The sequence below is a fragment of the Halopseudomonas salegens genome (assembly GCF_900105655.1).
In the GTDB taxonomy this organism is placed as follows: domain Bacteria; phylum Pseudomonadota; class Gammaproteobacteria; order Pseudomonadales; family Pseudomonadaceae; genus Halopseudomonas; species Halopseudomonas salegens.
This window is the reverse complement of record NZ_LT629787.1, coordinates 2875802-2901800: the sequence shown is the minus strand read 5'-3', so window position 1 is coordinate 2901800 and position 25999 is coordinate 2875802. Positions and strand designations below refer to the sequence as shown.

At 59.5% G+C, this 25999-nt stretch carries 23 protein-coding genes; 11 read left to right on the top strand and 12 right to left on the bottom strand.

Annotation, left to right across the window (positions count from 1 at the left end):
- Positions 1-21: 21 nt before the first annotated feature.
- From creC to BLU07_RS13370, 4 genes are read right to left on the bottom strand one after another with little or no spacing between them, the layout of a single operon-like run.
- A complete protein-coding gene (gene creC, locus BLU07_RS13385; protein WP_092387731.1) occupies positions 22-1470 on the bottom strand; it encodes a two-component system sensor histidine kinase CreC in 1449 nt (482 codons plus the stop codon).
- Entirely contained in the window at positions 1467-2168 is a 702-nt protein-coding gene (gene creB, locus BLU07_RS13380; RefSeq protein ID WP_092389871.1) for a two-component system response regulator CreB, read from the bottom strand. The genes creC and creB overlap by 4 nt, the downstream gene beginning before the upstream one ends.
- Before the next feature lie 59 nt (positions 2169-2227).
- On the bottom strand, positions 2228-2791 hold the full coding sequence (locus tag BLU07_RS13375; protein ID WP_092387729.1) for a class GN sortase: 564 nt from the start codon (positions 2789-2791) through the stop codon (positions 2228-2230).
- On the bottom strand, positions 2784-4787 hold the full coding sequence (locus BLU07_RS13370; protein WP_157719204.1) for a marine proteobacterial sortase target protein: 2004 nt from the start codon (positions 4785-4787) through the stop codon (positions 2784-2786). Before BLU07_RS13370 ends, BLU07_RS13375 begins: the two co-directional genes overlap by 8 nt.
- 138 nt (positions 4788-4925) lie before the next feature.
- On the opposite strand from BLU07_RS13370, the gene BLU07_RS13365 reads away from it, so the two are divergent.
- The 6 genes from BLU07_RS13365 to arsJ all read left to right on the top strand — a co-directional run bounded on the left by BLU07_RS13365 (position 4926) and on the right by arsJ (position 12048).
- The gene (locus BLU07_RS13365; RefSeq protein ID WP_092387725.1) at positions 4926-6494 is read left to right on the top strand and encodes a thymidine phosphorylase family protein; all 1569 of its coding nucleotides are present in this window, start codon (positions 4926-4928) and stop codon (positions 6492-6494) included.
- A gap of 2 nt (positions 6495-6496) precedes the next feature.
- Positions 6497-7396, top strand: a complete 900-nt coding sequence (locus BLU07_RS13360) for a ribose-phosphate diphosphokinase (protein ID WP_092387723.1) — start codon at positions 6497-6499, stop codon at positions 7394-7396.
- 202 nt (positions 7397-7598) lie between these two features.
- Entirely contained in the window at positions 7599-9221 is a 1623-nt protein-coding gene (mgtE, locus tag BLU07_RS13355) for a magnesium transporter (RefSeq protein ID WP_231701638.1), read from the top strand.
- Positions 9222-9310: 89 nt separating this feature from the next.
- Positions 9311-9667, top strand: a complete 357-nt coding sequence (locus BLU07_RS13350) for a metalloregulator ArsR/SmtB family transcription factor (protein WP_092387721.1) — start codon at positions 9311-9313, stop codon at positions 9665-9667.
- A 117-nt stretch (positions 9668-9784) separates the two neighbouring features.
- Positions 9785-10789, top strand: coding sequence for an ArsJ-associated glyceraldehyde-3-phosphate dehydrogenase (locus BLU07_RS13345; RefSeq protein WP_092387719.1), 1005 nt, complete (start codon positions 9785-9787; stop codon positions 10787-10789).
- 32 nt (positions 10790-10821) lie between these two features.
- Complete coding sequence (arsJ, locus tag BLU07_RS13340; protein ID WP_092387717.1) at positions 10822-12048, top strand: organoarsenical effux MFS transporter ArsJ; 1227 nt, start codon at positions 10822-10824, stop codon at positions 12046-12048.
- Here arsJ and BLU07_RS13335 read toward each other — a convergent pair.
- Positions 12039-13217 carry an MFS transporter gene (locus BLU07_RS13335; protein WP_092387715.1) on the bottom strand — a complete coding sequence of 393 codons (1179 nt, stop codon included), beginning with the start codon at positions 13215-13217 and terminating at the stop codon, positions 12039-12041. The genes arsJ and BLU07_RS13335 overlap by 10 nt on opposite strands.
- A gap of 197 nt (positions 13218-13414) precedes the next feature.
- On the opposite strand from BLU07_RS13335, the gene BLU07_RS13330 reads away from it, so the two are divergent.
- The gene (locus tag BLU07_RS13330) at positions 13415-14248 is read left to right on the top strand and encodes an SDR family NAD(P)-dependent oxidoreductase (protein WP_197675011.1); all 834 of its coding nucleotides are present in this window, start codon (positions 13415-13417) and stop codon (positions 14246-14248) included.
- A gap of 36 nt (positions 14249-14284) precedes the next feature.
- On the opposite strand, the gene BLU07_RS13325 is transcribed toward BLU07_RS13330, so the two are convergent.
- The 5 genes from BLU07_RS13325 to BLU07_RS13305 form a co-directional block, all read right to left on the bottom strand.
- Complete coding sequence (locus BLU07_RS13325) at positions 14285-14680, bottom strand: CBS domain-containing protein (protein WP_092387713.1); 396 nt, start codon at positions 14678-14680, stop codon at positions 14285-14287.
- A 16-nt stretch (positions 14681-14696) separates the two neighbouring features.
- On the bottom strand, positions 14697-15044 hold the full coding sequence (locus BLU07_RS13320) for a P-II family nitrogen regulator (RefSeq protein ID WP_092387711.1): 348 nt from the start codon (positions 15042-15044) through the stop codon (positions 14697-14699).
- Positions 15041-16561 (bottom strand): DUF1538 domain-containing protein, encoded by a 1521-nt coding sequence (locus tag BLU07_RS13315; protein ID WP_092387709.1) that lies wholly within the window; start codon positions 16559-16561, stop codon positions 15041-15043. The genes BLU07_RS13320 and BLU07_RS13315 overlap by 4 nt, the downstream gene beginning before the upstream one ends.
- Before the next feature lie 126 nt (positions 16562-16687).
- A complete protein-coding gene (locus tag BLU07_RS13310; RefSeq protein ID WP_092387707.1) occupies positions 16688-17209 on the bottom strand; it encodes a glycine cleavage system protein R in 522 nt (173 codons plus the stop codon).
- Positions 17210-17253: 44 nt separating this feature from the next.
- Positions 17254-18138 (bottom strand): HDOD domain-containing protein, encoded by an 885-nt coding sequence (locus BLU07_RS13305; protein WP_092387705.1) that lies wholly within the window; start codon positions 18136-18138, stop codon positions 17254-17256.
- A 118-nt stretch (positions 18139-18256) separates the two neighbouring features.
- Between BLU07_RS13305 and BLU07_RS13300 the strand changes: the two genes are divergently transcribed.
- Positions 18257-19450, top strand: a complete 1194-nt coding sequence (locus BLU07_RS13300) for a class I SAM-dependent rRNA methyltransferase (RefSeq protein WP_092387703.1) — start codon at positions 18257-18259, stop codon at positions 19448-19450.
- A 446-nt stretch (positions 19451-19896) separates the two neighbouring features.
- Here the strand turns inward: BLU07_RS13300 and BLU07_RS13295 are convergent, their stop codons facing one another.
- On the bottom strand, positions 19897-20550 hold the full coding sequence (locus BLU07_RS13295; protein WP_092387701.1) for a histidinol-phosphatase: 654 nt from the start codon (positions 20548-20550) through the stop codon (positions 19897-19899).
- Positions 20551-20678: 128 nt separating this feature from the next.
- Between BLU07_RS13295 and rppH the strand changes: the two genes are divergently transcribed.
- Together rppH and ptsP are read left to right on the top strand one after the other, a co-directional pair.
- Positions 20679-21170: an RNA pyrophosphohydrolase gene (gene rppH / locus BLU07_RS13290; RefSeq protein ID WP_092389865.1), complete on the top strand. Its 492-nt coding sequence runs from the start codon at positions 20679-20681 to the stop codon at positions 21168-21170.
- 2 nt (positions 21171-21172) lie between these two features.
- Entirely contained in the window at positions 21173-23440 is a 2268-nt protein-coding gene (gene ptsP / locus BLU07_RS13285) for a phosphoenolpyruvate--protein phosphotransferase (RefSeq protein ID WP_092387699.1), read from the top strand.
- On the opposite strand, the gene BLU07_RS13280 is transcribed toward ptsP, so the two are convergent.
- The gene (locus BLU07_RS13280) at positions 23424-24182 is read right to left on the bottom strand and encodes an NRDE family protein (RefSeq protein WP_092387697.1); all 759 of its coding nucleotides are present in this window, start codon (positions 24180-24182) and stop codon (positions 23424-23426) included. The genes ptsP and BLU07_RS13280 overlap by 17 nt on opposite strands.
- A gap of 175 nt (positions 24183-24357) precedes the next feature.
- Between BLU07_RS13280 and BLU07_RS13275 the strand changes: the two genes are divergently transcribed.
- A complete protein-coding gene (locus BLU07_RS13275; protein WP_157719203.1) occupies positions 24358-25992 on the top strand; it encodes a midcut-by-XrtH protein in 1635 nt (544 codons plus the stop codon).
- The last annotated feature ends 7 nt before the right edge of the window (positions 25993-25999 follow it).

The following is a 25999-nucleotide window of genomic DNA, read 5'->3' as shown; positions in this document are numbered from 1 at the left end:
GCTGCTGTCTGTTCTGCCCGCCTAGCGACGGCCTTGCTGTGGCTGGCGTGGCAGGTTCAGGCAGACCTCCACACCCCCTTCAGGGCGATTGCGCAGCTCAACGGATCCCTGATGCAGCTGGGCAACTTCGCGGACGAAGCTCAGCCCGAGCCCGGTACTCTTGCGTTGTCCGTCCGGGCGCGGCAGTGAGTAGAACCGTTCGAACACCCGATCCATTGCGTAGTCCGGCACCGGCGGGCCGTCGTTGCTGACCGTCAGGCGTAACTGTTGAGCGTGCGCGCTGATCCGCAAGGTCACCTGGCCGCCGGACAGGCTGAATTCGATGGCGTTGTCGAGCAGGTTGCTGATGGCTTGTTCGAGCAGAAACGCCTCGCCGCGCAGGTGACAGTCATCAGTCCGGATCAATTGCAAAGCAAGCTGTTTTTTTTCCGCCAACGGTTGCTTGGACTCCAGTTCGCGAGCGGCCAGCTCAGCCAGGTCGAGTGATTCGGCCTGCTCCAGATGCTGTCGCTTTTCCACGCTGGCCAGCGACAGCAGCCGCTCAACCAGCCGCTGCAGGCGTTGAGACTCACTGTCGATATTGGCCAGAAAGCGTTCCCGTGCCAGAGCCGGTACATCCCCTTCCTGAAGCAATTCGGCGGCCCCGCGGATGGCCGACAAGGGGGACTTCATCTCATGGGTCAGGGTATGCACGTACTGCTCGACGTACGCCTTGCCATCAATTTCCGCGCGCATCGCTTCGGTAGCCCGAGCCAGACGATCAAGCTCCCGCTCGCCGAGTCTGGGGGCACTGACCCGTTCACCATTTCGGACCCGTTCGACGTATTCGACCAGGCGGCGGATAGAGCGGGTGATCCAGATCGACAGGGCCGCACCCAGTAGCAGGGCGCCGAGCAGAATCAGCCCGCCGCGCTGCCAGAAATAACCGTGCGCCAGAGTGATAAAGGGTTGCAGGCTGGAGGTTGGCTGGCCCAGGGCAACTACCCCCCTGAGCTCGTCATTATGGTAGATCGGAGCAGCCACATACATGTGACTGCTGCTTTCGTCCTCTGGTGTGGTCCGGGTAGTGCGGGCACCGTATTCGCCGCGCAGGGTCAGGGCAACATCACGCCAATTCGAGAAGTCTTCACCGATCAGTGCCGGGTCGGTATGAAACAGCACCCGCCCCTGGCTGTCGGTGAGATAGACTAGCAGTTCGGGGCGGGTTTTGTGGTGCGACCAGATGAGTGCGTCCAGCTGACGCTGTTGATAGCGCTGGACGGCTTCTGCAAAGGGTGAACCCTGGGCAAAGCCCTGATCCCAGTGCAGGCCGGCAACTTCGGCCAGCAGATTGCTGCTGTCAACCAGCACCTCTTCACTGGCCTGACGTACCGAGGATGGCAGCTGGTTGAGGATGCTGTTGAGGAACAGCACCGTGGCCAGCCCGGCAAGTACGAACCAGGCCACCAGAATGCGGATGCTCAGGCTCATGGATGCTGTCTGCCGGCCTGTGGGTCGAGGCTGTAGCCGAGGCCTCGGTGGGTGATGATCGGGTCGAGGTCGGGGCGGATCTTTTTCAGCTTCACTCGGATACCCTTGATATGGGTGTCGACCACGCGGTCCAGGCTGGCGCCCGGATCTTCCCAGGCGGCATCCATCAACTGCTCGCGACTGAGTACATGTTCGGGATGGCGCAACAGGGCGCTGAGAATCAGGTATTCGTAGCGGGTCAACTCCAGCCACTGCTGCTGATAGCGGATACGCCGACGCTCGGCATCATGCTCGAAAAGGGCGCTGTCAGGCTCGTGTTCCGGTTGGGACTGTGCGCGGGTACGCCGCAGGATGGCACGCACCCGGGCAGATATCTCGCGTGGGCTGAATGGCTTGACGACATAGTCGTCAGCGCCGATTTCCAGCCCGACGATGCGGTCGACCTCTTCCTTGCGGGCGGTCAGAAACATCACCGGGACATTGGAAAATTGCCGAATGCGCCGACACAGCTCGAAGCCGCTTTCATCCGGCAGGCCCACATCCAGCATGATCAAGTCTACCGGCTGCTGCTGCAGCCAGGCCATGCCGTCACCGGCCAATGCACACCAGTGGGTGTCAAAACCTTCGGTAGCGAGGGCATAGAGCAGGGCATCGGCAATTGCCGGCTCATCCTCGATGATCAGTATTCTATCGCCCATGGGCTGCTCATCCTGAACTGCGAGCCCCGATTGTGGCGCTATTGGCGGCACGCGCGCAATCATTCCTCGTGCTCCAGCCAGGCGCTGACCACATAACGTAGCGGGCCGCCACTGCTGAGGGCGGCAAATGGGTAGCAGGTGACCAGGCGCAGCTCAGCCCTGGCGTGCTGCAATTCAATTTGTCGGTAGCGGCTGTCGACCACGTCGGTCTGGCCGACCCGGTAGCGGTAGCGTTGGCCGTCAAGTGCCTCGACTTGCAGCACCTCGCCGGGCTGGAGGTGCTGCAGGAAAGCAAAGTGGCTGTCCTGGTGTCCCGCCAGCAGCAGAGTGCCCAGCTGCCCGGGCGCGACACCATTGTCGAGTTGCCCCGGACCGAATGCCAGCGCCTGACCGCTGAGGCTGGCGAGGACGTAGTGGTCTTCACCTTGCGGGGTGGTCAGCCGCGCGACTGGCCAGGTGTCAGCCCAGGACCAGGGCTTCACCACCCGGCCTTCGACCAGTTGCTGCTGCCAGGCGTGGGCGATCAGCCATTGCGCCACTTCGGCTTTGGCCTGCAGCCACAGGGCCTGACCGCTCAGTCCCAGAGCCGCGAGCAGCAGGGCGGCGATCAACAACTTACGCATGGCTGGGCCGGCGGTGGAGCAGCAGGGCCAGCGCAGCGGCAAACAGGGCCAGTGCCAAAACCCACAGGCGCAGCAAGCCCAGAGAAGTTTGCGGATACATATGATGGTCCGCCGGGTTGAGGTTCGGGACCTGCTGGCTCAGTAGCGGCTCATCGGGTGAGCGCACCGGGGTTTCTTCGATGGCGATAAAACTGGTATAGCGGCTCATCAACTGGTGCTGCAGCGCCACGTCAAGTACAGCTTCGCGTACCTCTGATTCGGCTGTCCCCTGGGTCAGGCGGTCCATCAGTGAATCGATCTTGCGCTGGGCCCAGAGCCTGGCCGTTCCCGGGTTCTGCTGCGACTCGGGCAGCCACAGTTGTTGTTGCCAGGGCTCGGGTTGGTGACCGTGCAGCGTGATGGATTCCGGCAGGCGGTTGAGCTTCAGTGCCACCACCAGAGGCTGTCCGGCATACAGGTCGGGCAGGCGCTCGGGCCAGATGTCTGCCTGGATACCCTCTTCCAGTTCGATGCGCAAATCGGTGAGGACCGGAGCCTCGAGCTTGTCGAACAGGCGGTTGATCGAGTCGGCTACGCCGTCCCGCTCATTGACCGGGGTAAACTGCCCGCGACCCATTTCGGCTGCCTTGCGCAGCAGGTAGCTGTTGGGTGCGGCACCAATGCCGACAGTAAACACCCGGGCATTGTGCAAACGCCGTTGAATCAAATTGAGAATGGCCTGCTCATTGCTCACCGAGCCGTCAGTGATGAAGACCAGCTGGCGCAGATAGCCGGCTTCAGTCGGCTGGGTCAGTGCATCATGCAGCACCGGCAGCATCTCGGTACCGCCACCAGCTTGCAGGGCTGTGATCCAGTCGCGGGCCTCGGCGAGATGATCACTGGTGGCGGGCATCGGTTGGCGGAACAGCAGGGAATGCTGATGATTGAATTCCAGCACGTTGAAGCGATCGTCCGGTTGCAGCCGGCCCAGAGCATGGATCAGGCTTTGCCGTGCCTGGCGCATACGCTCGCCCTGCATGGAACCGGAGGTGTCGACGATCAATAGCACCTCGCGTGGCTGCCGCTCCTGACTGACCGGGCGGTCAGCGGGAGAGAGCATCAACAGCGCGTAGTGTCCGTCATCAAGCGTTTCACTGAACAGAGCGGCCTGGTTGCCAGCGTCAGCCGGCAATGCCCACTCGAGAATAAAATCGCTGTCCATGATCACCGGGTTTCGGGTCAGTTCAACCTGATAGCCACGCCCATCGTAGTCATGCTCGATCTGATGGCTGGGGCTATGTACGTTGTCGAGCTGCATGCCGCTATCCAGGTAGATATCCAGTCGCGCCTGATGTGACGGACCCTCCCGTCGCAGGTTGGCAACTATCGGGCCCTCCACGGCGTGTTGTTGTCCCGGGGCGGCAACGGGCGAATCACTGGGCTGGGGCTGCGGGGTATAGCGCGGTGTCATGGTCAGCGGCAGGCGCAGGTTGAAGCGCCCGGCATCTGGCGTCAGCAGTTCGGTATATTCGAGCGTTACGGCAATGCTTTCGCCGGCACCGATATTGGCCACCGAGGTACGGAACAGGTTGGGTCGGTTCTGTTCCACCAGGCCGGTGCGTTGGCCACTGTCGCGCGCCTGCTGGTATAGCGCCCGAGCCTCCTGACGCTCGCGAACCTGGCCACGGATTTTCCGCTCGCCGATTTCCAGCAGCATGCCATGCACGGCCGCCTGTTCTGATATCGGCAGCACATACTGGCCTTCGGCAAAGGCCAGACCAGGGTTGGCAAACTCCTGGCGAATGCGTACCTGAACCAGTGGGCCGCTGATATCGACGTCCATCTCGGTATTCAGCAGCAGGGCCGGAACCCACTCGCTCCGGGTATCGCTGCGCAGCAGGAATACGCCCGTGCCTGCTGCGTCGCGCAGCGCTGCACGCGACTCCTGTGCCTGTGCCTGCGTCATTGCGGCAAACAGGCCAACAATGATCAATAGCCATCCGAATCTTGTCTGCATGGTGTATCTCCCTGAGTAATTGACGCATGCAGTGTCGCCGGGCTGTTTGTGACCTTGATGTGGTTTCTGTGTGATCGAAGTCATTGGCGTCGTCCGGAGGCGGAGTTAGAGTGGTGTCTGATTGGCCGGAGAGCATCAATGGACTCGAACAATTCAAACGAAGCACCCGCTCAGACGTTGCGTTTACGCTGGATCGGTATCGATACCTACCGGGAGAATGTTGCCTACCTGCATCGTGATTGTGCGCTCTATCGCGCTGAAGGTTTCCAGGCGCTGGCCAAGGTCGAGGTGCGTGGCAATGGGCAGCGTATTCTCGCCAGCCTGAATGTGGTGGACGACAGCAGCATCGTCGAGGGCGATCAGCTGGGCCTGTCTGAAGACGCCTTCGCCCAGCTTGGGCTGCAGGAGGGCTTTGCAGTCAGCGTTTCGCAGGCTGAGCCGGCCAGTTCGATTCCGGCCCTGCACCGCAAGATAGCCGGCGAACGCCTGACGCGGGATGACTTTCGTCGCATCGTGCAGGACATTGCCGAGCATCGTTACTCGAAAATCGAACTGACCGCCTTTGTGGTTGCCTGCAACCAGGGCGAGCTCGACCGTGAAGAAGTGTTCTATCTCAGTGATGCCATGAGTCGGGTCGGTCGGCGGCTGGATTGGCAGGAACATCCCGTGGTCGACAAGCACTGTATTGGCGGTATCCCCGGTAATCGCACCTCAATGCTGGTGGTGCCTATTGTTGCCGCCCACGGCATGCTCTGCCCGAAGACCTCTTCGCGGGCGATTACGTCGCCCGCCGGTACGGCGGATACCATGGAAGTACTGGCCAATGTCGAGTTGCCCTTTGACGATTTGAACGCGCTGGTGCGCACGCACCGGGGGTGTCTGGCCTGGGGCGGCACCAGTGACCTGTCGCCGGCCGATGATGTACTGATTGCCGTTGAGCGCCCGCTGTCGATCGACTCGCCGGGCCAGATGGTCGCTTCCATCCTGTCAAAAAAGGTCGCTGCCGGTTCCACCCATTTGCTGCTGGATATTCCGGTTGGACCGCATGCCAAGGTGCGCAGCATGCCCGAGGCAAGGCGTTTGCGTAAGTTGTTCGAATATGTCGCCGGATGTATGGGCCTGGTGATCGAAGTGGTGGTTACCGATGGCCGCCAGCCGATTGGCCGGGGTATCGGGCCCGTGCTCGAGGCGCGTGATGTCATGCGTGTGCTGCAAAATCATCCGGAGGCCCCGATGGATCTTCGACAGAAATCCCTGCGACTAGCAGGGCGCATGCTTGAATTTGATCCCGATGTGCGCGGTGGTGACGGCTTTGCCATTGCCCGCGATATCCTTGATTCCGGCCGTGCGCTGGAGAAAATGCAGGCGATTATCCAGGCCCAGGGCGGAAAACCCTTTGATCCGGAGAATCCACCCTTGGCACCGCACAGTTTTGACGTGCTGGCCCCGGAGGATGGTGTGGTGCTGGGCATCGACAATCTCAAACTGGCGCGTATTGCGCGCGTTGCCGGTGCGCCCAAGGCCGCCGGTGCCGGGGTCGATATGCTGGCGCGAATTGGTGATACGGTGAGTGCAGGGCAGCCGTTGTATCGGGTCTATGCCGCTTACCGATCAGAGCAGAATTTTGCTCGGCAGGCTTCTGAGCGGCATAGCGGATTCACCCTTGGCGGCGCAGAACAATTGCAAACCCTCAACGTGGAGTTCTGATCATGGCTGCCTGGTTGCTGCACTTTGCCGATGAAGCTGAACCGGCCAAGCGTCTGGCCGACAGTCTGAACCTGACAGCGGCACAGGTTGTGAGTCATCGCTTTCCGGACGATGAGCTGCGATTGACGCTGCCTTTTGCCACGGAGACGTCAATACCGGACACTCTGGTGCTGTATCGCAGCCTCGACCGGCCAAATGACAAGTTGGTCGAACTCTTGCTGATAGCCCGCCACGCGCAGCAGCTGGGTATCAAGACGCTGATTCTGGTTGCGCCCTATCTGGCCTACATGCGCCAGGATATCGCTTTCAATCCGGGGGAAATTGTCAGCCAGACCATTATCGGTAATTTCCTCGGAGAGCTGTTCAGTGCGGTTATCACCGTTGATCCGCACCTGCATCGCATCAGTCATTTGCAGCAGGCGATACCCATTGAACACGCCATTGCGCTATCGGGCGCCGAGCGCCTGGCAGACCTGATCGCGGAAAAAACTGCTAACCCGATCCTGATGGGCCCGGACGCCGAATCCCTGCAATGGGTGGAAAGCGCTGCCCAGGCGCACGGCTTTGACTATGCGGTGTGCACCAAGGTACGCAGCGGCGATACCCAGGTGCAGATCCAGTTGCCGGATAGGGATGTGCGCGGGCGGGCGGTGGTATTGATGGATGATGTTGCCAGTTCCGGGCGAACGCTCGCCGGGGCCGCTACTTTGCTGCTCGAGGCGGGTGCCACCTCGGTGGATGTGGCGGTGACTCACGCGCTCTTTGCCGGCGATGCACTGGTGGTCATCAGGGAGGCTGGCGTCGGTGAGGTCTGGAGTACCGACTGCATTGCCCATCCGAGTAATGCCATCGCCATGGCGCCTATGCTTGCTGAGGTTTTGCGACCGCTACTGGTCAGCTAAGCTGCATAGTGTCGGTCACAGCGAATCAGGCAGCGGCCGGCTTCAGGTGGCGATAGTCAATCGGCGGTCATCAATATCCCGTATGCTGTGATTGATCATCAGGCAGCCCGATGAACTTCGCGAGTACAGTGCTTGATTGTGTTGTGCTTACAGCATAGCGCTGTGCACTTCCATTCTAACCGTCAGGTCAGGAGACGCATGCTTGAGCAGTAAAGACAGTGGCAACAACGTTCACACTGCCCAGAATGCGGTGCTTGATGCGCTGGCCAAGGGCAAGCGCAAGAAGCTGCGCAAACTGGCGCGCTCCATGCACCCGGGCAAACTGGCCAGCCTGCTGGAAGCGCTGGATAGCCAGCAGCGCCAGGCGGTATGGCAAGAAGTCGCGGATGAGCGAGAGCAAGCCGTATTGCGTCACCTGGATCCGCAGCTGGCAGCACTGCTGCAGCGCGACGCCGAGGCGGTCGGTTCAGAGCTGGACGCAGGGGGTGAACAGGTCTTCACCCACACCGGTAACGTGCGTGAGGCCCTTGCAGCGGGCAAACTGAAGCGTGTTGGCAAGGTTTTCCGGAGCATGCATCCGGCCAAGGCGGCAGGCCTTTTGGAGGCTTTGCCGCCGGATGAGCGCAGCACCGTCTGGCAGACACTGGATACCGAGCGGGCGGCCAGGGTGCTGGTGCACCTGCATGAGGAAGTGCGTGCCAAGCTGGCGCTGGAGATGGACGAAGACCGGCTGCTGACAGCGGCGCGCACGCTCGCGCTGGATGATCTGGTCGACCTCATTCAGGCATTGCCGACCGGACCGGGCCGGCAACTGCTGTTATCCATGGATGAAATAAAACGCCAGCAACTGGTGGCCATGTTGGCCTATCCGGAAGACAGCGCGGGCGGCCTGATGAATACCGACCATATTTCCGTTCGGGCCGATATCAAGGCGGGCTCTATCCTCAGGTACCTGCGGCTGCTGGAAGACCTGCCTGATCAGACTGACAAGGTCATGGTGGTTGACCGCAAGAACCGCTATCAGGGTGTGCTGCGGCTGAGCCGACTGGTAACTACCGCCGCTGATACCAAAATCAGTGAGGTCATGGATACCGACTTTGCCGCCTTGCCGGTGACCATGACCAGCCTTGAAGTCGCCCGGCAGTTCGAGGACCTGGATATGCTCTCGGCAGCGGTAGTGAACGACGAAGGTGAGCTGCTGGGGCGCATCACGGTGGATGATGTGGTCGATATCATCCGTGAGGATTCCGAGCGTACGCTGATGAATATGGCCGGTCTGGATGATGAGGCGGACATGTTTGCGCCGATCCTGACCAGCACGCGCCGTCGCTCGGTGTGGCTGGGGGTCAACCTGATTACGGCGTTCCTGGCGGCATCGGTGATCGGTCAGTTCCAGGCCTCACTGGAGCAAATCGTTGCCCTGGCCGTACTCATGCCGATTGTTGCCAGCATGGGTGGGATTGCCGGCAGCCAGACGCTGACCCTGGTGATTCGCGGCATGGCGCTGGGGCAGGTGGAAACCGGTAACTTTCGTGTCCTGCTGGTCAAGGAGGTCGGCATTGCGGTGCTCAACGGCATGCTCTGGGCCACGGTTATTGCTGCACTGGCGATCGTCTGGTTCGGTAGCTGGGCGATTGGCGGCATCATTGCCATGGCTATCTGCATCAATCTGCTGTGCGCTGCGCTCGCCGGGCTGTCGATCCCCATGATTCTCAAGCGTTTTGGCATTGACCCTGCCCTGGCGGGCAGCATGGTGCTGATGGCAGTCACCGATGTAATCGGCTTTTCCGCCTTCCTTGGGCTGGCAACCCTGATCCTGCTCTGACCGAGCGGTAATCGACTGTCGAGATATACGCTATTCCATATATATGGAATAGCGTATATGCTGTCGTCATCACAGAGGAATGATGACCCATGCCAACTGCTCTGACCCCACCGGTATTGTTCAAATGTCTGGCTGACGAGACCCGCGCCCGCGTGATGCTGCTGGTTACCCGTGAGCAGGAGCTCTGTGTCTGCGAGCTGACCTGCGCGCTGCAAGCCAGCCAACCGAAGATTTCCCGGCATCTGGCCGAGCTGCGCCAGTGCGGGTTGTTACAGGACCGCAGGCAGGGGCAATGGGTGTATTACAGCTTGCCAGCGGATCTGCCGGACTGGGTAAGCGAGGTACTGCACACCAGCCTGGCGGCCAATAGCGACTGGCTGGCCACTAATCTGCAGCAGTTGCAGGACATGGGTGATCGCCCCGTTCGACTATCCCGCTGCTGCTGATACTCGTTTGAGCGGCTGTCTGCCCGCGTCAACCAGCGCAGCATCCAGCTGCCATACTGAAAGTTTACAGACCATGTGCGCTGCGCTGGTCAGGGCAAATCAATCTGGGAGAGCACTATGACTATCAAGGTAGGTATCAACGGTTTTGGACGTATCGGCAAGCTGCTGATTCGTGCCGCCTGGGACTGGCCGGAGCTGACGTTTGTGCAGATCAATGATCCAGCGGGCGATGCGGCAACCCACGCACATTTGCTTAACTTCGATTCTGTTCACGGCCGCTGGCAGCATGAGGCGCGAGCCGAGGGCAATGACATTGTCATAGGCGATCAGCGCCTGGCCCTGACCGCCAATCGCGCAATCGCTGACACCGACTGGTCGGGCTGTGATCTGGTGATTGAAGCCAGTGGGGTGAACAAGACCAGCAAGGCATTGCAGGCCTACCTGGATCAGGGTGTCAAACGCGTGGTGGTCAGTGCGCCGGTCAAGGAGGCGGGTGTACTCAATGTGGTTATGGGCGTCAATCAGCATCTGTACGACCCGGAAAAACACCCGATTGTGACTGCCGCCTCCTGCACTACCAACTGTCTGGCTCCGGTGGTCAAGGTGATTCACGAGAAGCTGCGCATTCGCCATGGGTCGATTACCACCATTCATGATGTCACCAACACCCAGAGCATTCTGGATCAGCCGCACAAGGATCTGCGCCGGGCCCGGGCCTGCGGCATGAGCCTGATTCCGACGACCACCGGGTCGGCAACGGCCATTGCGGAAATTTTCCCCGAGCTGCGCGGCAAGCTGGACGGTCATGCCGTGCGGGTACCCCTGGCCAATGCCTCCCTCACCGATTGCGTGTTCGAAGTTGAACAGCCAACCACTGTGGAGGAGGTGAATGCCATGCTCAAGGCGGCGGCTGAAGGCGAGATGAAAGATATTCTCGGCTATGAAGAGCGCCCCCTGGTATCGATCGATTACCGCACCGACCCGCGCTCCTCCATTGTCGATGCGCTGTCGACCCTGGTGGTGAACGGCACTCAGGTGAAGATCTATACCTGGTATGACAATGAATGGGGCTATGCCAACCGGACCGTGGAGTTGGCGCGCCTGGTGGGTGTCGCGAGCTGAGGCTTTAACGCACAATCTTGAGCGGAATCCTGATGCAGGCATTGAAAAATCTGTCGCCCGATATTCGCCAGTATCTGGTGGTGACCGGGAATTACTGGGCCTTTACCCTGACCGATGGCGCGCTGCGCATGTTGGTGGTGCTGCATTTTCATAGCCTGGGGTATAGCCCACTGCAGATTGCGGCGCTGTTCCTGTTCTACGAAATCTTTGGCGTGATCACCAATCTGGTGGGCGGTTATCTGGGCGCGCGCATCGGGCTGAACCGGACCATGAATATCGGTCTGGCCCTGCAGGTGATCGCGCTCTTGATGCTGACGGTGCCGGCGGCCTGGCTGACGGTGGTCTGGGTGATGGCAGCGCAGGCCTTGTCGGGGGTCGCCAAGGACCTGAACAAGATGAGCGCAAAAAGCTCGATCAAGTTACTGGTGCCGGATAACCAGCAAAGCCAGTTGTATCACTGGGTGGCCGTTCTGACCGGGTCGAAGAATGCGCTCAAAGGGGTGGGTTTCTTTCTTGGTGGTGGCTTGCTGGCGCTACTCGGTTTTGCCGGTGCGGTGCTGGCCATGGCCCTGGTATTGGGGCTCGTCTGGCTGGCCAGCCTGTTTCTGCTCAAGCGAGATCTGGGCAAGGCCAGGGCCAAGCCGAAGTTCCGGGAGATACTCTCCAAGAGTCGGCAGATCAATATTCTCTCGGCTGCGCGGATGTTCCTGTTTGCCGCCCGCGATGTCTGGTTCGTGATTGCCTTGCCGGTGTATCTGAGTTCGGTGTTCGGTTGGGATTTCTGGCTGGTCGGCGGCTTTATGGCGGTCTGGGTGATTGGCTACGGGGTGGTGCAATCGCAGGCCCCGGCCTTTACCGGCAAGCGCAGCGGGCGGGTGCCCGGTGGTCTGGCGGCCAGTGCCTGGGCCGGCGCTCTGGCCCTGTTGCCGGCGGCCATTGCTCTGGGCCTGTGGCAGGGGGCCAATCCCTATGTGGTCTTGCTCGGGGGCTTGCTGGTGTTCGGTGTGCTCTTTGCGGTGAACTCGTCCTTGCACAGTTATCTGATTGTGTCTTATGCCAAGGCTGATGGCGTGTCACTGGATGTCGGATTTTACTATATGTCCAATGCGCTGGGTCGGCTGTTGGGTACGGTACTGTCCGGCTGGGTTTATCAGGCTTACGGGCTGGAGGCCTGCCTCTGGGTTTCCGCGGCTTTCCTGCTCTCGGCAACACTGATTTCCCTCGCCTTGCCGCGGGCCAGCGTACAGGATCAGGCTTGAGGCTGCGCACTCGGCGCGCGGTCGTGCAGGTGCCAGGCACTGAAGCCGCCAAGCGCGGCAACGGTCAGTCCAGCCAGGGCAATGAATGACAGAGACAGGCTCTGGGTAATCCAGGCTCCAAGTGCTGCTCCACTCCCCTGGCCGAGAAACATCATCGAACCGTTCAAGGCGATCGCCACCTGGCGGGCGTGGGGTGCGGCTTCCAGCAACTGCGCCTGAATCAACGGCGTCAAGGCAAACAGAGCGGCGGAACTGAGCAATACGGCGCTGCCCAGCAGCACCCAGCTGATAGCACCCTGTTGCGGCAATACCAACATGGCCAGGGTATAGAGCACCTGGGTCAGGGCCAGTACGGCAAAGATCGCGATCAATACCTGCCGCGGGTGGCTTGGACTACCCAGCTTGCCGGCAACCAGAATGCCCAGCAAGGCGCCAACCCCGACCAGCATCTGGATCAGCGCAACCTGACGGGTATTGCCGACGATCAATTCCATCACCGGGGCAATAAACGGAATAACGCAGAAAGTGGCGCAAAAGGCCGTGGCGGTCATCAACAGCAAGCGCCGGATTTCGGGTTTCCAGCCCTGCATGAGCAAGTGCCAGCCGACGCCATCCTCGCTGCGGATGGGCGGCAAGGTCATGCGAATGGCAATCGCTGAGAACAGGCAGATGCCAGCAGCCAGCAAGAAGGTCGCACGCCAGTCGAAAGCCGCGCCCACCAGGCTGCCCAATGGCATGCCGAACAGAAAGGCGACAACCATACCGCCGGTGACCAGAGCCAGTGCCGGACCACGTTTTTCCACCGGCAACAAACTGCCGATTACCGCGGGCACCACGGGCATGATCAGCGTGGCGGTCAGTCCGGCGACGATTCGCAGGATGATCAAGCCGGAAAAGCTGCTCGCCAGCGCCGCCAGCAAATTGATGGCTGCCAACGCCAGCATGGCCATCCACAGCAGCCGACGACGCTCCAGGCGGCCCGTTTTCAACGCAATCAGGGGGGCGGTAAAGGCATAGGTAATGGCATAGGCGACGGCCAGATAACCGGCGACTGCAACGCTGACGTCCAGATCGGCGGCCAGCTCGATCAACAGTCCGGCGAATACAAACGTCTGGGTACCGACGGCACAGGTAGCCGTGGTTAACGCCAACAAGCTGCGTGAGAACATGGATCAAGCCTGTACTGTGGGTGCTGTCGCAGTTTACGCTATTCGCTGTATATCCGGTCATGGCCATTCAGGCCAGAAATCATGCGGCATAGTCCTGTGGATGGAACTGCTGCGAGATGTTTCAATGCTGCATTGGTAACTCTGTTTACCAGTACAGTACCCCTTTTGTTCTCGTGAATCCCACAAGGAGCCCTGTCATGTCGTCTATTCGTTGGTTAGCCTCGCGTCGCAGCCTGGCGCTGTTGGTTATGTCCGTGGTTGCCTGCATCTATTTGTTGTCTGTCAGCAAGCCGGCCCAGGCCGATGAGCATGTGTTCAAGGACAAGGTGGCCATCATCACCGGCACCAGTTACGGCCTTGGTCGTGAGTTGGCGTTATTGGCGGCAGCCAAAGAGATGAAACTGGTCATGGTGGATTATCGCCCCGACCCGTCGCATGAACTGGCCGAACAGTTGCGCTCGCAGGGTGTAGACGCCATCGTGATTGAGGCTGATCTGGCTGAAGCGGATCAGCGACCACAGATTGTCGAGCGCACGCTGGAAGAATATGGCCGCATTGATTACCTGTTCAACAACGCTGGTTATTCCTACCTGGCCACGCTGGAAGAGATGGACGTTGATGCGGCCAAGCGCTTGATGGAAGTGAACTACTGGGCCTATGCCGATCTGGCACAGCGGGTCATTCCGCACATGCGCGAGCAGGGTGGCGGCACTATTCTCAACGTCTCTTCCATTCTTGGCATGCGTGCCGCGCCGGCAAACATGGGCCATTACGCAGCGACCAAGCATGCCTTGCATGGTCTGTTCCAGAGCACTGCTCAGGAAGTGGCGGACGACAATATCAAGGTCTTCGTGGCTGCTCCGGCAGGCATGCGTACCCACATCAGCAAGCATTCGGTAGGTCCTGCAGCCAATCCGGAAGAGGACCGCGCCGCCAACTGGGAAGATCCGGCAATCCCGGCGCGTGACATCTTCGATATGATTCAGGGCGACGATGTGGTGTTCAACCCGGGCTATATCGGACGCCAGTAAACATCAGTCAGTCATGGCTTGTTACCGCGGGGAGGGTCACTCTTCCCCGTCTGCAAGCTCGAGAATGGCGCTGACGATGTCGTTCATGGTGATCAGGCCGGCCAGTTCATTGGCATTGGTCACCACGATCCGGTGGATATTCATGTTTACCATCAAACGGGCTACATGTTTGACCTCAAGCTCACGGGAAACGATCAGTGCCGGTTTGGCACAGATGTCATAGACGTTGAGCAGGTCGATATCACCTTCCTCGGCGACGATGGTCTTGAGGATGTCGTTGTAGGTAATCAGACCGTAGGCATCGTGCTCATTGCCCTTCTCGACTACCAGCGATTTGATGCCTTGTTTGCGCATGGCAGTCATGGCTTCACGCACAGTAGCGCGGGCAGCAATAGTGACTACCTGTGGTTTCATGATGTCTTTGACCAGCATGGTTGGCTCTCCAGGGTCAGATGTCGTCTTTGATCAGTTCTTCGAACTGCTCAATCTGTAAATGGTCAATGCCGGCGATATGTTCCAGCGGCAGGGTAAATACCACACCACGGGTGTGGTTCTTCAGGTCCAGATCCTTGACCAGCTGTTTCATCACCCGCAGCGACAGTTTGCGCTCGAGTACGAATATCATCACTGTCTGGCTGCCTTCGTAGGTGAGACCGAAAAAGGTCTTTTTCCGTTCTGCGCCAAGGCCGCGACCGTTGAGAATGGTCACGCCACCCGCGCCAGCAGCTTTGGCCGAGGCAATGGCATCTTCTTCCAGATCCTCGGCCAGCATGGCCACCAGTACCGAGAACTTCATGAGCTTGCTCCTTTGGCTGGGTTGAAATGCTCCATGATGATGGCATAGAGCAATACGGTCACAATGGGAAATATCGAGGCGAAGGCAATCAGGCCAAAGCCGTCGATCAGTACGTTACGGCCTTCAATCTGCGTCGCCAGGCCAATGCCCAGCGCTGTCACCAGGGGGACGGTCACCTCCGAGGTGGTTACCCCGCCGAGATCAAAGGCCAGCGGGACGATGAACTTGGGGGCCAGCAAGGTAAGCAGGATGACCAAGGCATAGCCGCCCATGATGTAGTAATGGATCGAGTCACCGGTGATGATTCGGTGCACCCCGATGGTGATGCCGATAGCGACCCCACCGGCAACCAGCAGCCGGATATGACTGCCGGCCAGTTTGCCGTTGGCGGCTTCCTCGGCTTGCTCGCCGATGGCGATCAGCGCTGGTTCTGCCATGGTGGTGGCAAAACCGATGCAAAAGGCAAACAGATAGACGAAAAGCAGGTTATCCAGCTCGATCAATTGCTCGGCCATGCTGGTGCCAACTGGAAACAAACCCAGCTTGAGCCCAACGACAAAGGCGTAGAGGCCGATGATGACCATGCTGAAACCGATCACGGTGCGCTGCAGATAAGGCAGCTTCTTGCGAATCACCGCATACTGGAAAAACAGAATGACAGCGATGATCGGCAGGACATCGCGCAGCATCAATGCGAGATCCTTGAGCATGCCCAGCATATAGCTGCCGGCGTTTGTCTGCACGGCCGTATCGACATCCTTTACCTGTGCCATGCCGCCGGCGGCATTGACCAGGCCGGGGTCTGACGGGAAGAGGGTGTAGACGACAATGCCGTAGAACTGCACGGCGATCATGGGCACCATCACCGCCAGGGCGACCAGGCCAAAGCCGTGGGCCAGCGCGTTGCGGCCCTTGATTGAGGTTGCCAGTCCAATACCCAACGCGGCAATCAGGGGCACGGTGACAATGTTGGTGGTCACGCCGCCGGAGTCATAGGCCAGGCCGACAATTTCTTCCGGGGCAAAGAAGGTCACGGTGACCACCAGCAAGTAGCCAATGATCATGTACCAGTGCAGGGGTTGGCCGAGCAGGGTGCGGACAACCCCCAGTGCCACGACCAGACCGACAGAAAAAGCCACCAGCAGGCGTAATGTAAAGGCGTTGATTCGTCCTTCACTGATACTCTCTGCCTGTTCGGCGACGGCAATCAGTGCCGGTTCGGCGATCACCGCAGCAAAGCCGAGGCTGAAGCCGAAGATCATCAGCAGTGGCAGCGAGCCACGACGAGCAAAGCTGTTCGACAGGTTCTTGCCGACCGGGAAAATCCCCAGTTCCAGTCCTTGCAGGAAAATCGCCACTCCGAACACTACAATGCCCAGGCCGATTACCATGCCGACCAGTCCATCGGGCACCTGTCGAATGACCAGGGCCTGAAAAACGCCCACTACCAGTATGATGGGTAGCAGATTGTTGAACGAGTGGCGCAAGGTGTGCCAGAACGCAAGCAGTGGTTTCACGGTATTGACAAGCCAATCCAGAGCAGTTTGCTAATGGTAACCAAAGTGCCTGACCCGATACTGACCGAGATCAAACGCAACGGGTTGAGTCTGGCCGTACCGGGGTCTACCAGCAATGTCAGCAGGTCAGTCGAGTTCGAAATCGAGCAGTTCAACCATCAGGTCATCTGCCAGGCCTTCCAGATCAGCGCGCAGACTGTCCAGATCGGTCTGCGGCCAGATACCCAGTTGCGCACGGGCCTTGAACAGCGTGTCAGCACTCATCGGGGCGGCAGTACATTCCGTTTCCAGCTGTTCTACGTTGACCCCGTGGCGCGCAAGAACCTGTGATACCTCATGCACAATCCCCGGCCGGTCATTGCCCAGCAGGGTCATCAGCAGATGCTGCTGGGCCGGCTCGTCCGCTTGACCACTGATTGCTACCTGCACGTTGATGCCCAGGCTGGTCAGGTTTTCCAGATCGACCCGCAAGGCTTCGACGGCATCAGCGGCGATATCGACTCGCAAAATCCCGGCAAACTGACCGGCCATGCGCGCCATGCGGCTTTCCAGCCAGTTGCCGCCATGTTGGGTAATGACCTGAGCGATGCTTTCCACCAGGCCGGGTTTGTCGGCGGATATGACGGTGAGTACCAATGGGGTGGTCATGTATATCTCCTTGGCGCAGTGGGCGCAGTCAACCTTGTAGGCTGTCAGTCTTGATAATAAAGGCCGTCGCCACTGGCCATCATCTCGCGGCAAGTGGCTTCAAGATTTTCAAAGTCGTACTCGGACAGGCCGATGTATTCCAGAATGCTGTTGCCGACCAGGTTCCATTCATGGTCAACCGACTGGTTGCCGAGTGTGCGGTAAGCCCGGCAAATATGTTCGGCCATTTTCAGTACGGCCAACTGGTTTTTCAGTGCCGCATCCTTGCTGCCCTCTTCCAGAAAGATCTGTCGTGCGTTGTGATGACTGGCAATGGCTTCGCACAGGTGACGTGGCAGAAGCCAGGACTTGGCGGTGAAATAACCCACTACGGCATGGTTGGTGTTCAGTCGCTGATTCTCCACATCGACGATGCGGGCATCACTCTGGGCATAGGAATCTTCCACGACCTGAATATAGCCGGGGAAACGGCTGAGCATCAGCGGGATGCCGCAGTTATGAAACAGGCCAAGGGCATAGGCTTCATCCGGAGGCAGGCAGCCGAGCTGCTTGGCCAGTGTCATGCAGGTCATGGCAATGTCCTGCGCGCTGTCCCAGAAACGGTTCAGGTTGACGATGTTTTCGTCGGTCAGTTCGCCACGAATCGACTGGGCATTGACGATGTTTACTACCTTGTTGGCGCCCAGCAGATTGACTGCCTGCTGGATCGAACTGATCTTGTTGGCCAGGCCGAAAAAGGGTGAGTTGACGATTTTAAGCAGGCTGCCGGACAGCCCCGGATCCTGGCTGATCAGTCGGGCAATGGCCTTCAGGTCCGGGTCGGGCATCACCTGCTCCATTTGCAGGTCGACCATGATCTGGGGCTGTGGCGGCACACTGATGCCCTGCAGGGCATTGCGGATCTGTTCTTCGGTCAGGTCCTCGATCATGACTGCTTCCATTGAATTGGACTTAGCCTCTGAGTGTAGCCGCAGACTGACTGCCTTGGCACCCTGTATAATGCCGATGCAGTCGAATTTCTCGGTCTGACAGATTCCGGAGTGTGTTATGAGCTTGCCCAGTTTGCGTTTGAAAGCCAACAGCGATCGCCGTCTCAAAGGAGGCCACCTGTGGGTGTTCAGCAATGAGGTCGACATTGCCCAGACGCCGCTGACGGCTTTCACGGCCGGTCAGGAAGTGCAGGTTGAAACCGCCAGCGGCAAACCGCTGGGTCTGGCCTGCATGAGCCCGAACAACCTGATCTGCGCCCGCGTGCACAACCGCGATGTGCGTCACCCGCTGGACAAGCCGTTGCTGGTGCACCGCTTCAAGGTGGCGCTGGCACTGCGCGAGCGTTTATTCCCGCAGCCGTTCTATCGCTTGGTCTATGGCGATGCCGATCTGCTACCCGGCCTGGTCGTCGATCGTTTTGGCGACTATCTGGTGGTGCAGATTGCGACGCCGGGGATGGAGCGGGTGCGGGCCGAGATCACTGAGGCTTTGGTACAGGTGCTGAAGCCGGTGGGCATTCTGTTCAAGAACGATAGCGGTGCGCGAGCACAAGAAGATCTGCCCAGCTATGTTGAAGCCGCTTATGGTGAGGTGCCGGAACGGGTAGCGCTGGAAGAGAATGGTGTACGCTTTGAGGCGCCAGTCTGGAGCGGGCAGAAAACCGGCTGGTTCTACGATCACCGCATGAACCGTGCACGTCTGGCGCCTTATGTTGAGGGCAAGCGGGTGCTGGATCTGTTCAGCTACATCGGTGGCTGGGGTGTGCAGGCGGCGGTCTTTGGTGCCTCCGAGGTGATGTGCGTGGACAGTTCGGCACCCGCACTGGATCTGGTGGAGCACAATGCGGCGCTCAATGGTGTGGCAGACAGGATGGCGGTGGTTGAGGGCAATGTGCTGGACGCCCTGCGCGAGCTGAAACAGGCCGATGAGAAGTTCGACGTGATCATTGCTGACCCGCCTGCCTTCATCAAGAAACGCAAGGACAAGCGCAACGGTGAGCAGGCTTACCGGCGCCTGAACGAGCAGGCCATGCGCTTGCTCAACAAGGACGGCATTCTGGTGTCCGCCTCCTGCTCCATGCACCTGGAAGAAAATACCCTGCGCGACATCCTCAATGCCTCAGCGCGTCATCTCGACCGCCACCTGGTCATTACCGAACGCGGCTTCCAGGGCCCGGATCACCCGCTGCATCCGGCTATTCCGGAAACAGGTTATATCAAGTCGCTGTTTTGTCGGGTGTTGCCGGTTTAGCTCTTGTTCCGTCGTCCTCTGTTTAAAGCGGCCGGTCGTTGCCCGGCTGAAAATCGGCGTTTTGATTTGTGAGCTCGCTATGGCGGGGTTGCCCACTACAGGACACGCGGCAAGTACGTCCATGTAGCTCGTCGATGGCGTCCCTGCCATCGACGGTCCCGTAGTGGGCAACCCCGCCATACCCGGATCGTTTTTGTGTGCCGATTTTCTAAACCTTTAGGTAGGCGCGGAGTTATGCTCTGGTTTCTACTTGGGTTTGGGTGCGGCGCGCACAAATCTGGCAAGGCGGTGTCGGGGCGGGCCCTGGCTGGACCGTCTGCGGCAGGGACGCCGCAGACGAGCTACAGGGACGTATTCACCGCGTGTCCAGCCAGGGCCCGCCCTGATGCCGCCAAGGCACAAAGCCAGAAGTCATCGGTGTTCGCTTGGAAACTAAAAACCGAAGATCAACGCAAACTCAACACCTGCCAACCATTGGCTTCAGCGTGGGCGCGGAGTTTGTCGTCGGGGTCGACGGCGACGGGGTGGTCGACCAGGGAGAGCAGGGGCAGGTCGTTGATCGAGTCACTGTAGAACCAGCTGTCATCCAGAGACTGGCTATTCTCCAGCATCCAGCGGTCCAGACGCGTGACCTTGCCGTCGCGAAAGCAGGGGATGTCGGTGCTGTGACCGGTATAGCGGCCGTCAGCCTTTTCGCACTCTGTTGCCAGCAGGATATCAATACCGAACGCCCTGGCAATCGGAGCGGTGATGAAGCGGTTGGTCGCGGTAATGATCATCAGCGTATCGCCGGCATCGCGGTGTTTCCGGATCAGTTCACGTGCCGCCGGCAGCATGATGGGCTCGATTTTCTCGCGCATGAATTGCGCATGCCAGGCTACCAGTTGCTCGGCGGAGTGCTCCGCCAGGGGCTGCAGACAGAAACTCAGATAGATCTGAATATCCAGCCGGCCGGCCAGGTAATCATTGAAGAAAGCATCATTGCGCTCCTTGTAGACAGCCGGATCGACAATCCGTTGTTCAACAATGAACTCGCCCCACAGATGATCGCTGTCACCGCCTAGCAGGGTGTTGTCGAGATCGAAAATAGCAAGCGCCACGGCAGACTCCGTTGGTAAGGGAAGGGGAATAAATCGCAGGTTGTGACCCAGTGGGCATTATATGCAATTGCTGCGCCGCGCGTCTTTGTGGAACAATGCAGAAGATATATAAAAGAAGGGTGGCGGTTGTGATCGACTCCGATGGTTTTCGTCCCAATGTAGGCATTATCCTGACCAACGGGTTGGGTCAGGTGCTGTGGGCGCGACGCATCGGGCAGGACGCCTGGCAATTTCCGCAGGGTGGTATTCAGCGCAATGAAAGTCCTGAACAGGCGCTGTTTCGTGAACTGCATGAAGAAGTCGGGTTGATGCCTGAAGATGTCGATATTCTCGCCTGTACCCGCGGCTGGTTGCGTTACCGTCTGCCACAGCGCCTGGTGCGCAATCATTCGCAACCCGTGTGCATTGGCCAGAAGCAGAAGTGGTTTCTGCTGCAGCTGAAAACGGCCGACGAGCAGGTGTGCATGACACGCACGCCCAAGCCTGAATTTGATGGCTGGCGCTGGGTCAGTTACTGGTACCCGCTCGGTCAGGTGGTCGCCTTCAAGCGCGATGTCTACCGGCGGGCAATGAAAGAGCTGGCACCCCGCCTGCCACTGAACTGTCCCCGGAGCGGTTGAATATGCTGAATACGCTGCGTCGTATCGTTCAGGAAGTCAATGTTGCCAGAGATCTGACAGCAGCCCTGGACATTATCGTGCAGCGGGTCAAGGAGGCCATGGGGACCGAGGTATGCTCGGTTTATCTGTACAACCCGGATACTGCACGTTATGTGTTGATGGCCACTGAAGGTCTCAACAAGGATGCGGTGGGTCTTGTCAGCCTGGCTTCCAATGAGGGTCTGATCGGCTATGTTGGCGCGCGCGAAGAGCCGGTCAACCTGGAAGATGCCGCCATGCACCCGCGCTTCCGTTATTTCGCCGAAACGGGCGAAGAACGTTTTGCCTCTTTCCTTGGCGTTCCCATCATTCACCATCGTCGGGTCATGGGCGTCCTGGTGGTGCAGCAGAAAGAGCGCCGCCAGTTTGACGAAGGGGAAGAGTCGTTCCTGGTTACCATGAGCGCCCAGCTGGCCGGGGTGATTGCGCATGCCGAAGCGACCGGCTCGATTGGCGGGCTCGGTTGGGGTGGTGAAGCGGTGCAGGATACCCGCTTTGACGCTGTCCCCGGGGCCCCCGGCTTTGCCATTGGCCAGGCGGTGGTTATCCTGCCGCCCGCCGACCTGGGTGCCGTCCCGGATAAAACCGTCAGTGATGTGACTGCCGAGCTGGAACTGTTCCGCAGCGCCATCAGTTCCGTGCGCGGAGATATGCAGGACCTGTCGAGCAAGCTCTCGACCCAGTTGCGTCCGGAAGAGTTGGCGCTGTTTGACGTTTACCTGATGATGCTGGATGACGCTGCGCTGGGCCGTGAAGTGGTGGACATTATCCGCAGCGGTCAATGGGCCCAGGGGGCCTTGCGCCAGGTGATAAGCGATCACGTCAATCGCTTTGAAATGATGGATGACCCCTACCTGCGTGAGCGCGCCTCGGATGTGAAGGATCTGGGGCGACGCATTCTCGCCTACTTGCAGGAATCAGGTCAGGAGGATCGTGTCTACCCCGATCAGACGGTTCTTGTCAGCGAGGAAATCTCCCCGGCAATGCTTGGCGAAGTGCCCAAGGAAAAGCTGGTCGGCCTGGTCTCGGTTCTGGGTTCCGGCAGTTCCCACGTGGCCATCCTGGCCCGTGCCATGGGCGTGCCGACAGTGATGGGTGCAGTCGACCTGCCCTATACCCGTATGGACGGCATGGAGCTGATTGTTGACGGCAGCCAGGGCGAGGTGTACTCCAACCCGTCGGCTGAATTGCGTCGGCATTATCTTGACCTGGTCCAGGAAGAGAAAGAGCTGATCCAGGGGCTGGAAAAACTCCGTGAAGTGCCCTGCGTTACCGTTGACGGTCATCGGATGCCGCTGTGGGTGAATACCGGGTTGTTTGCCGATGTTGCCCGCTCGCTGGACCGGGGTGCCGAGGGCGTTGGTCTGTATCGAACCGAAGTTCCTTTTATGGTGCAGGACCGCTTCCCCAGTGAAAAGGAACAGCAGGCCACCTACCGCGAACAGCTTGAAGCTTTCCATCCGCTACCGGTAACCATGCGAACCCTGGATATCGGCGGTGACAAGGCGTTGACCTATTTCCCGATCAAAGAAGATAACCCCTTCCTTGGCTGGCGCGGCATCCGGGTAACGCTGGACCATCCGGAAATCTTTCTGGTTCAGGTGCGGGCCATGCTCAAGGCCAGTCAGGGACTGAACAATCTGCGCATCATGCTGCCGATGATCAGCAGCGTGTATGAAGTGGAAGAGGCATTGCATCTGATCCATCGTGCGCACAGTGAAATCTGCGACGAAGGCTTTGATGTGCCGATGCCGCCGGTTGGGGTGATGATCGAGGTGCCGGCAGCGGTTTACCAGGCGCGCGAACTGGTGCAGATGGTTGATTTTCTGTCGGTGGGTACCAACGACCTGACCCAGTATCTGCTGGCTGTGGATCGCAACAATCCGCGTGTCGCGGATATCTATCACTCACTGCATCCAGCGGTGCTGCAGGCACTGATGAAGATTGCCACCGCTTGCCGTGATGCGGGCAAGCCGATGAGCGTCTGTGGTGAAATGGCCGGTGATCCGGCGGCGGCCGTACTCTTGATGGCCATGGGATGTGATGTGCTGTCGATGAACGCGACCAACCTGCCCAAGGTGAAATGGCTGTTGCGTCAGATTCGACTTAGCGATGCCCGGGCGCTGCTCAACGAGGCGCTGGAAATCGATAACCCCTTCCTGGTGCAAAGCACCCTGCATATGGCACTGCGCAATATGGGCCTGGGCAAGGTGCTCAGCCAGACGCGCTGAGGCTCCAGGCACTTTCGCCTACCGTCTCGCCAGCCGGATTGAATTGACGCTCGCGGAAGCTTGTTGCTCCGCCGGGTTGCAGCCGCACAAGGGTGCTGGCCCGCGTGCCGTAGTCGGCACTGACAATAAAGGCCGCCGAGAGCATGCGTTCCCAATTCTGACTGATACCGGTATCCGGTAGCTGCTTGTCCGGATAACGTTCACGGCGGGCCAAAAGCTGCAAAAGGCTGGCGTCATCCGCATCCAGATGTGCTTCCAGGTCCTGACACAGGCGTCGGGTCTTCGGCCAGGGACTGTCCAGGCTGGCGTTCGACAAACCATGGATGCCCGGTGGCACTGGCAATAGCTGACCGTCACGGCTGTGCAAATGCCAGAGTTCTTCGCGGTTGCCGACCAGCAGGTTGAAGTCGGCATAGGCGCCGAGCTCGGCCTGCAGTTCATGCAGGTAATCTTCCGGCCCCGATTCACCGGTCAGATAGCGGTGAATCAGATGGCCGCGTGATTTGCCGTCACGCTGGGCGCCGGGTGCGCGCACATTGGTCAGTGCGGCAAAGCGTCCGCTTCGGGTCACTCCCAGCCAGCTGCCCCCTGCTTGCAGGTCCTTGCCGGCGAGCAGGTCGGGGTGACCCTCGTCGGTCCAGAACTGCGCGGCACGGGTAGGGCGGGCGTGAAATTCATCGCGGTTGCCGAGCAACAGCAAGGGCTGGTCATTGACCTGCCAGGCAAAGGCAATCAGGCACATGGTGGCTCCTTTATTCAGCCTGCAGTCTAGCAGTCATCGGCACGACCTTGGCGTTCTGCCTCTGCAGAATGTCGCGCATGGCAAAAATTGTATCTTGTAGCGACGCTCAGGCGAGGTATAGATTAGTCTGTGATGACTTACTCGAAGTACACACAACAAGCAAGGGGGACACCGAATGGAATCAGGTCGATTATTGCACCGCGGGGTAGGGGCTTTTATGCTGGTGCTGGCCGGGCCGGTATTTGCGCAGAGCATCACGACCGGTGCGGAGCCAACCCCGATACCCGTCAGCAGTCCGGTTGCGTTGGTGCTGATGGCGGTATTGCTGCTGGCGTTGGCGCTGTGGATATTGCGCACGGGGCGGCGACAACGCACGCTGATGTCTCTACTGCTGGTCGGAGCGGTCGTCGCTGCGACCTGGCAGAGCCCGGCGCTGCGCGCGCAGTTGCTGGCAGCCTTCACCAATCCTGCGGGGGAGACGCTGCCGATTCCCGTTGTGCAGATTCCCGCTGGCGGCGATGTGGCTGGTTTTGAGCTGGCTGACTTCAGCAACGACTCCGGTGTTCCCTTGCTGATAGTCAGCCTGGATCCGCCCGTGCTCGAAGACTGTTTCCCGGGCGGTCTGAGCGGCAACCTGTTGCCGGCTGGCGGTGGTGGCGGAGCGTCGCCGGGCGCTTGTACCGGGGTGTTGGCTGACGGGGCCAGCTGCCGAGTGGATGTGGACAGTATCTGCCGGGCCGCGGCCGAGGCTGGTCTGGCCATGCTTGAGCTCAGCGGCTCGCCGCTGACGCTTACCTTCAACGGCTCGGCGGCGGCAATGACGATCACCAACACTTCCAGCCAGGTCACCGCCAGCAACATTGCCGCGAACCTCACCGGGTCGGCGCTGGATGGCACTGTCTCCGAGACGGGCAACACTTGTGCCACGGTAGCGCCGGGCAGCAGCTGCACCCTGACCTTTACCCCGGGTAATGCCGTAGTGCCGGCCACCGATTTGACCATCAGTGGCGACAATACCAATACGTTAACGGCGACAATCGAAGTGCAGTCGGGGTCGACGCTGACGGCGATCAACCCGACGCTGGGCACTGCCTCGGGTGGCACGGGTATTACCCTGACCGGTACCGGCCTGACAGGGGCCACCGGCATTACCTTTGACGGCGTCGCCGCCACCAGTGTGAATGTGGTCAATTCCACCGTCGTAACCGCGGTGACGCCCGTTCATGCAGCGGGCGTGGTTGACGTCGTTATTGACACGCCGGCCGGCCCTGCTTCGTTGGTCGATGGCTACACGTTCGAGCCTACCGCAGTGGGGCAAATCGCGTTCGGTGGCACCATTGCCGCGCTGAACGGCGGGTTTGAAAATCTGATTGCGGCGGCGGCGGACAACTCTACCGGGATTGAATGGGGCGGATATGGCACTGCGGTCGGTGTCGTTGCACAGAGTGACAGCGACGGGGCCAGTAACACGGCCGCGATTGTTGTGGCCCTCGGGAACAATGGTGGCACGCCCTATGCAGCGCAGCAGTGCAATGATTTCGAGGTGGATTCGCAGGGCAACACACCATGCCAGGTCGGCAATGCCTGTTATGACGACTGGTTTCTGCCGTCCCGCGATCAGCTGAATGCGCTTTACACCAGTCGAGTGGCTATTGGTGGATTTAGTGAAGGATTTTACTGGAGCTCCAGCGAGTTTTCCGTTGACCCAGCATTATCTAGCTGGGCTCAATTTTTCGTCGACGGGAACAGTTTTATAAATTTAAAGTATCTTAGCAATAGAACACGCTGCGTGCGGGCGTTTACGCCGTAAGGGGCTC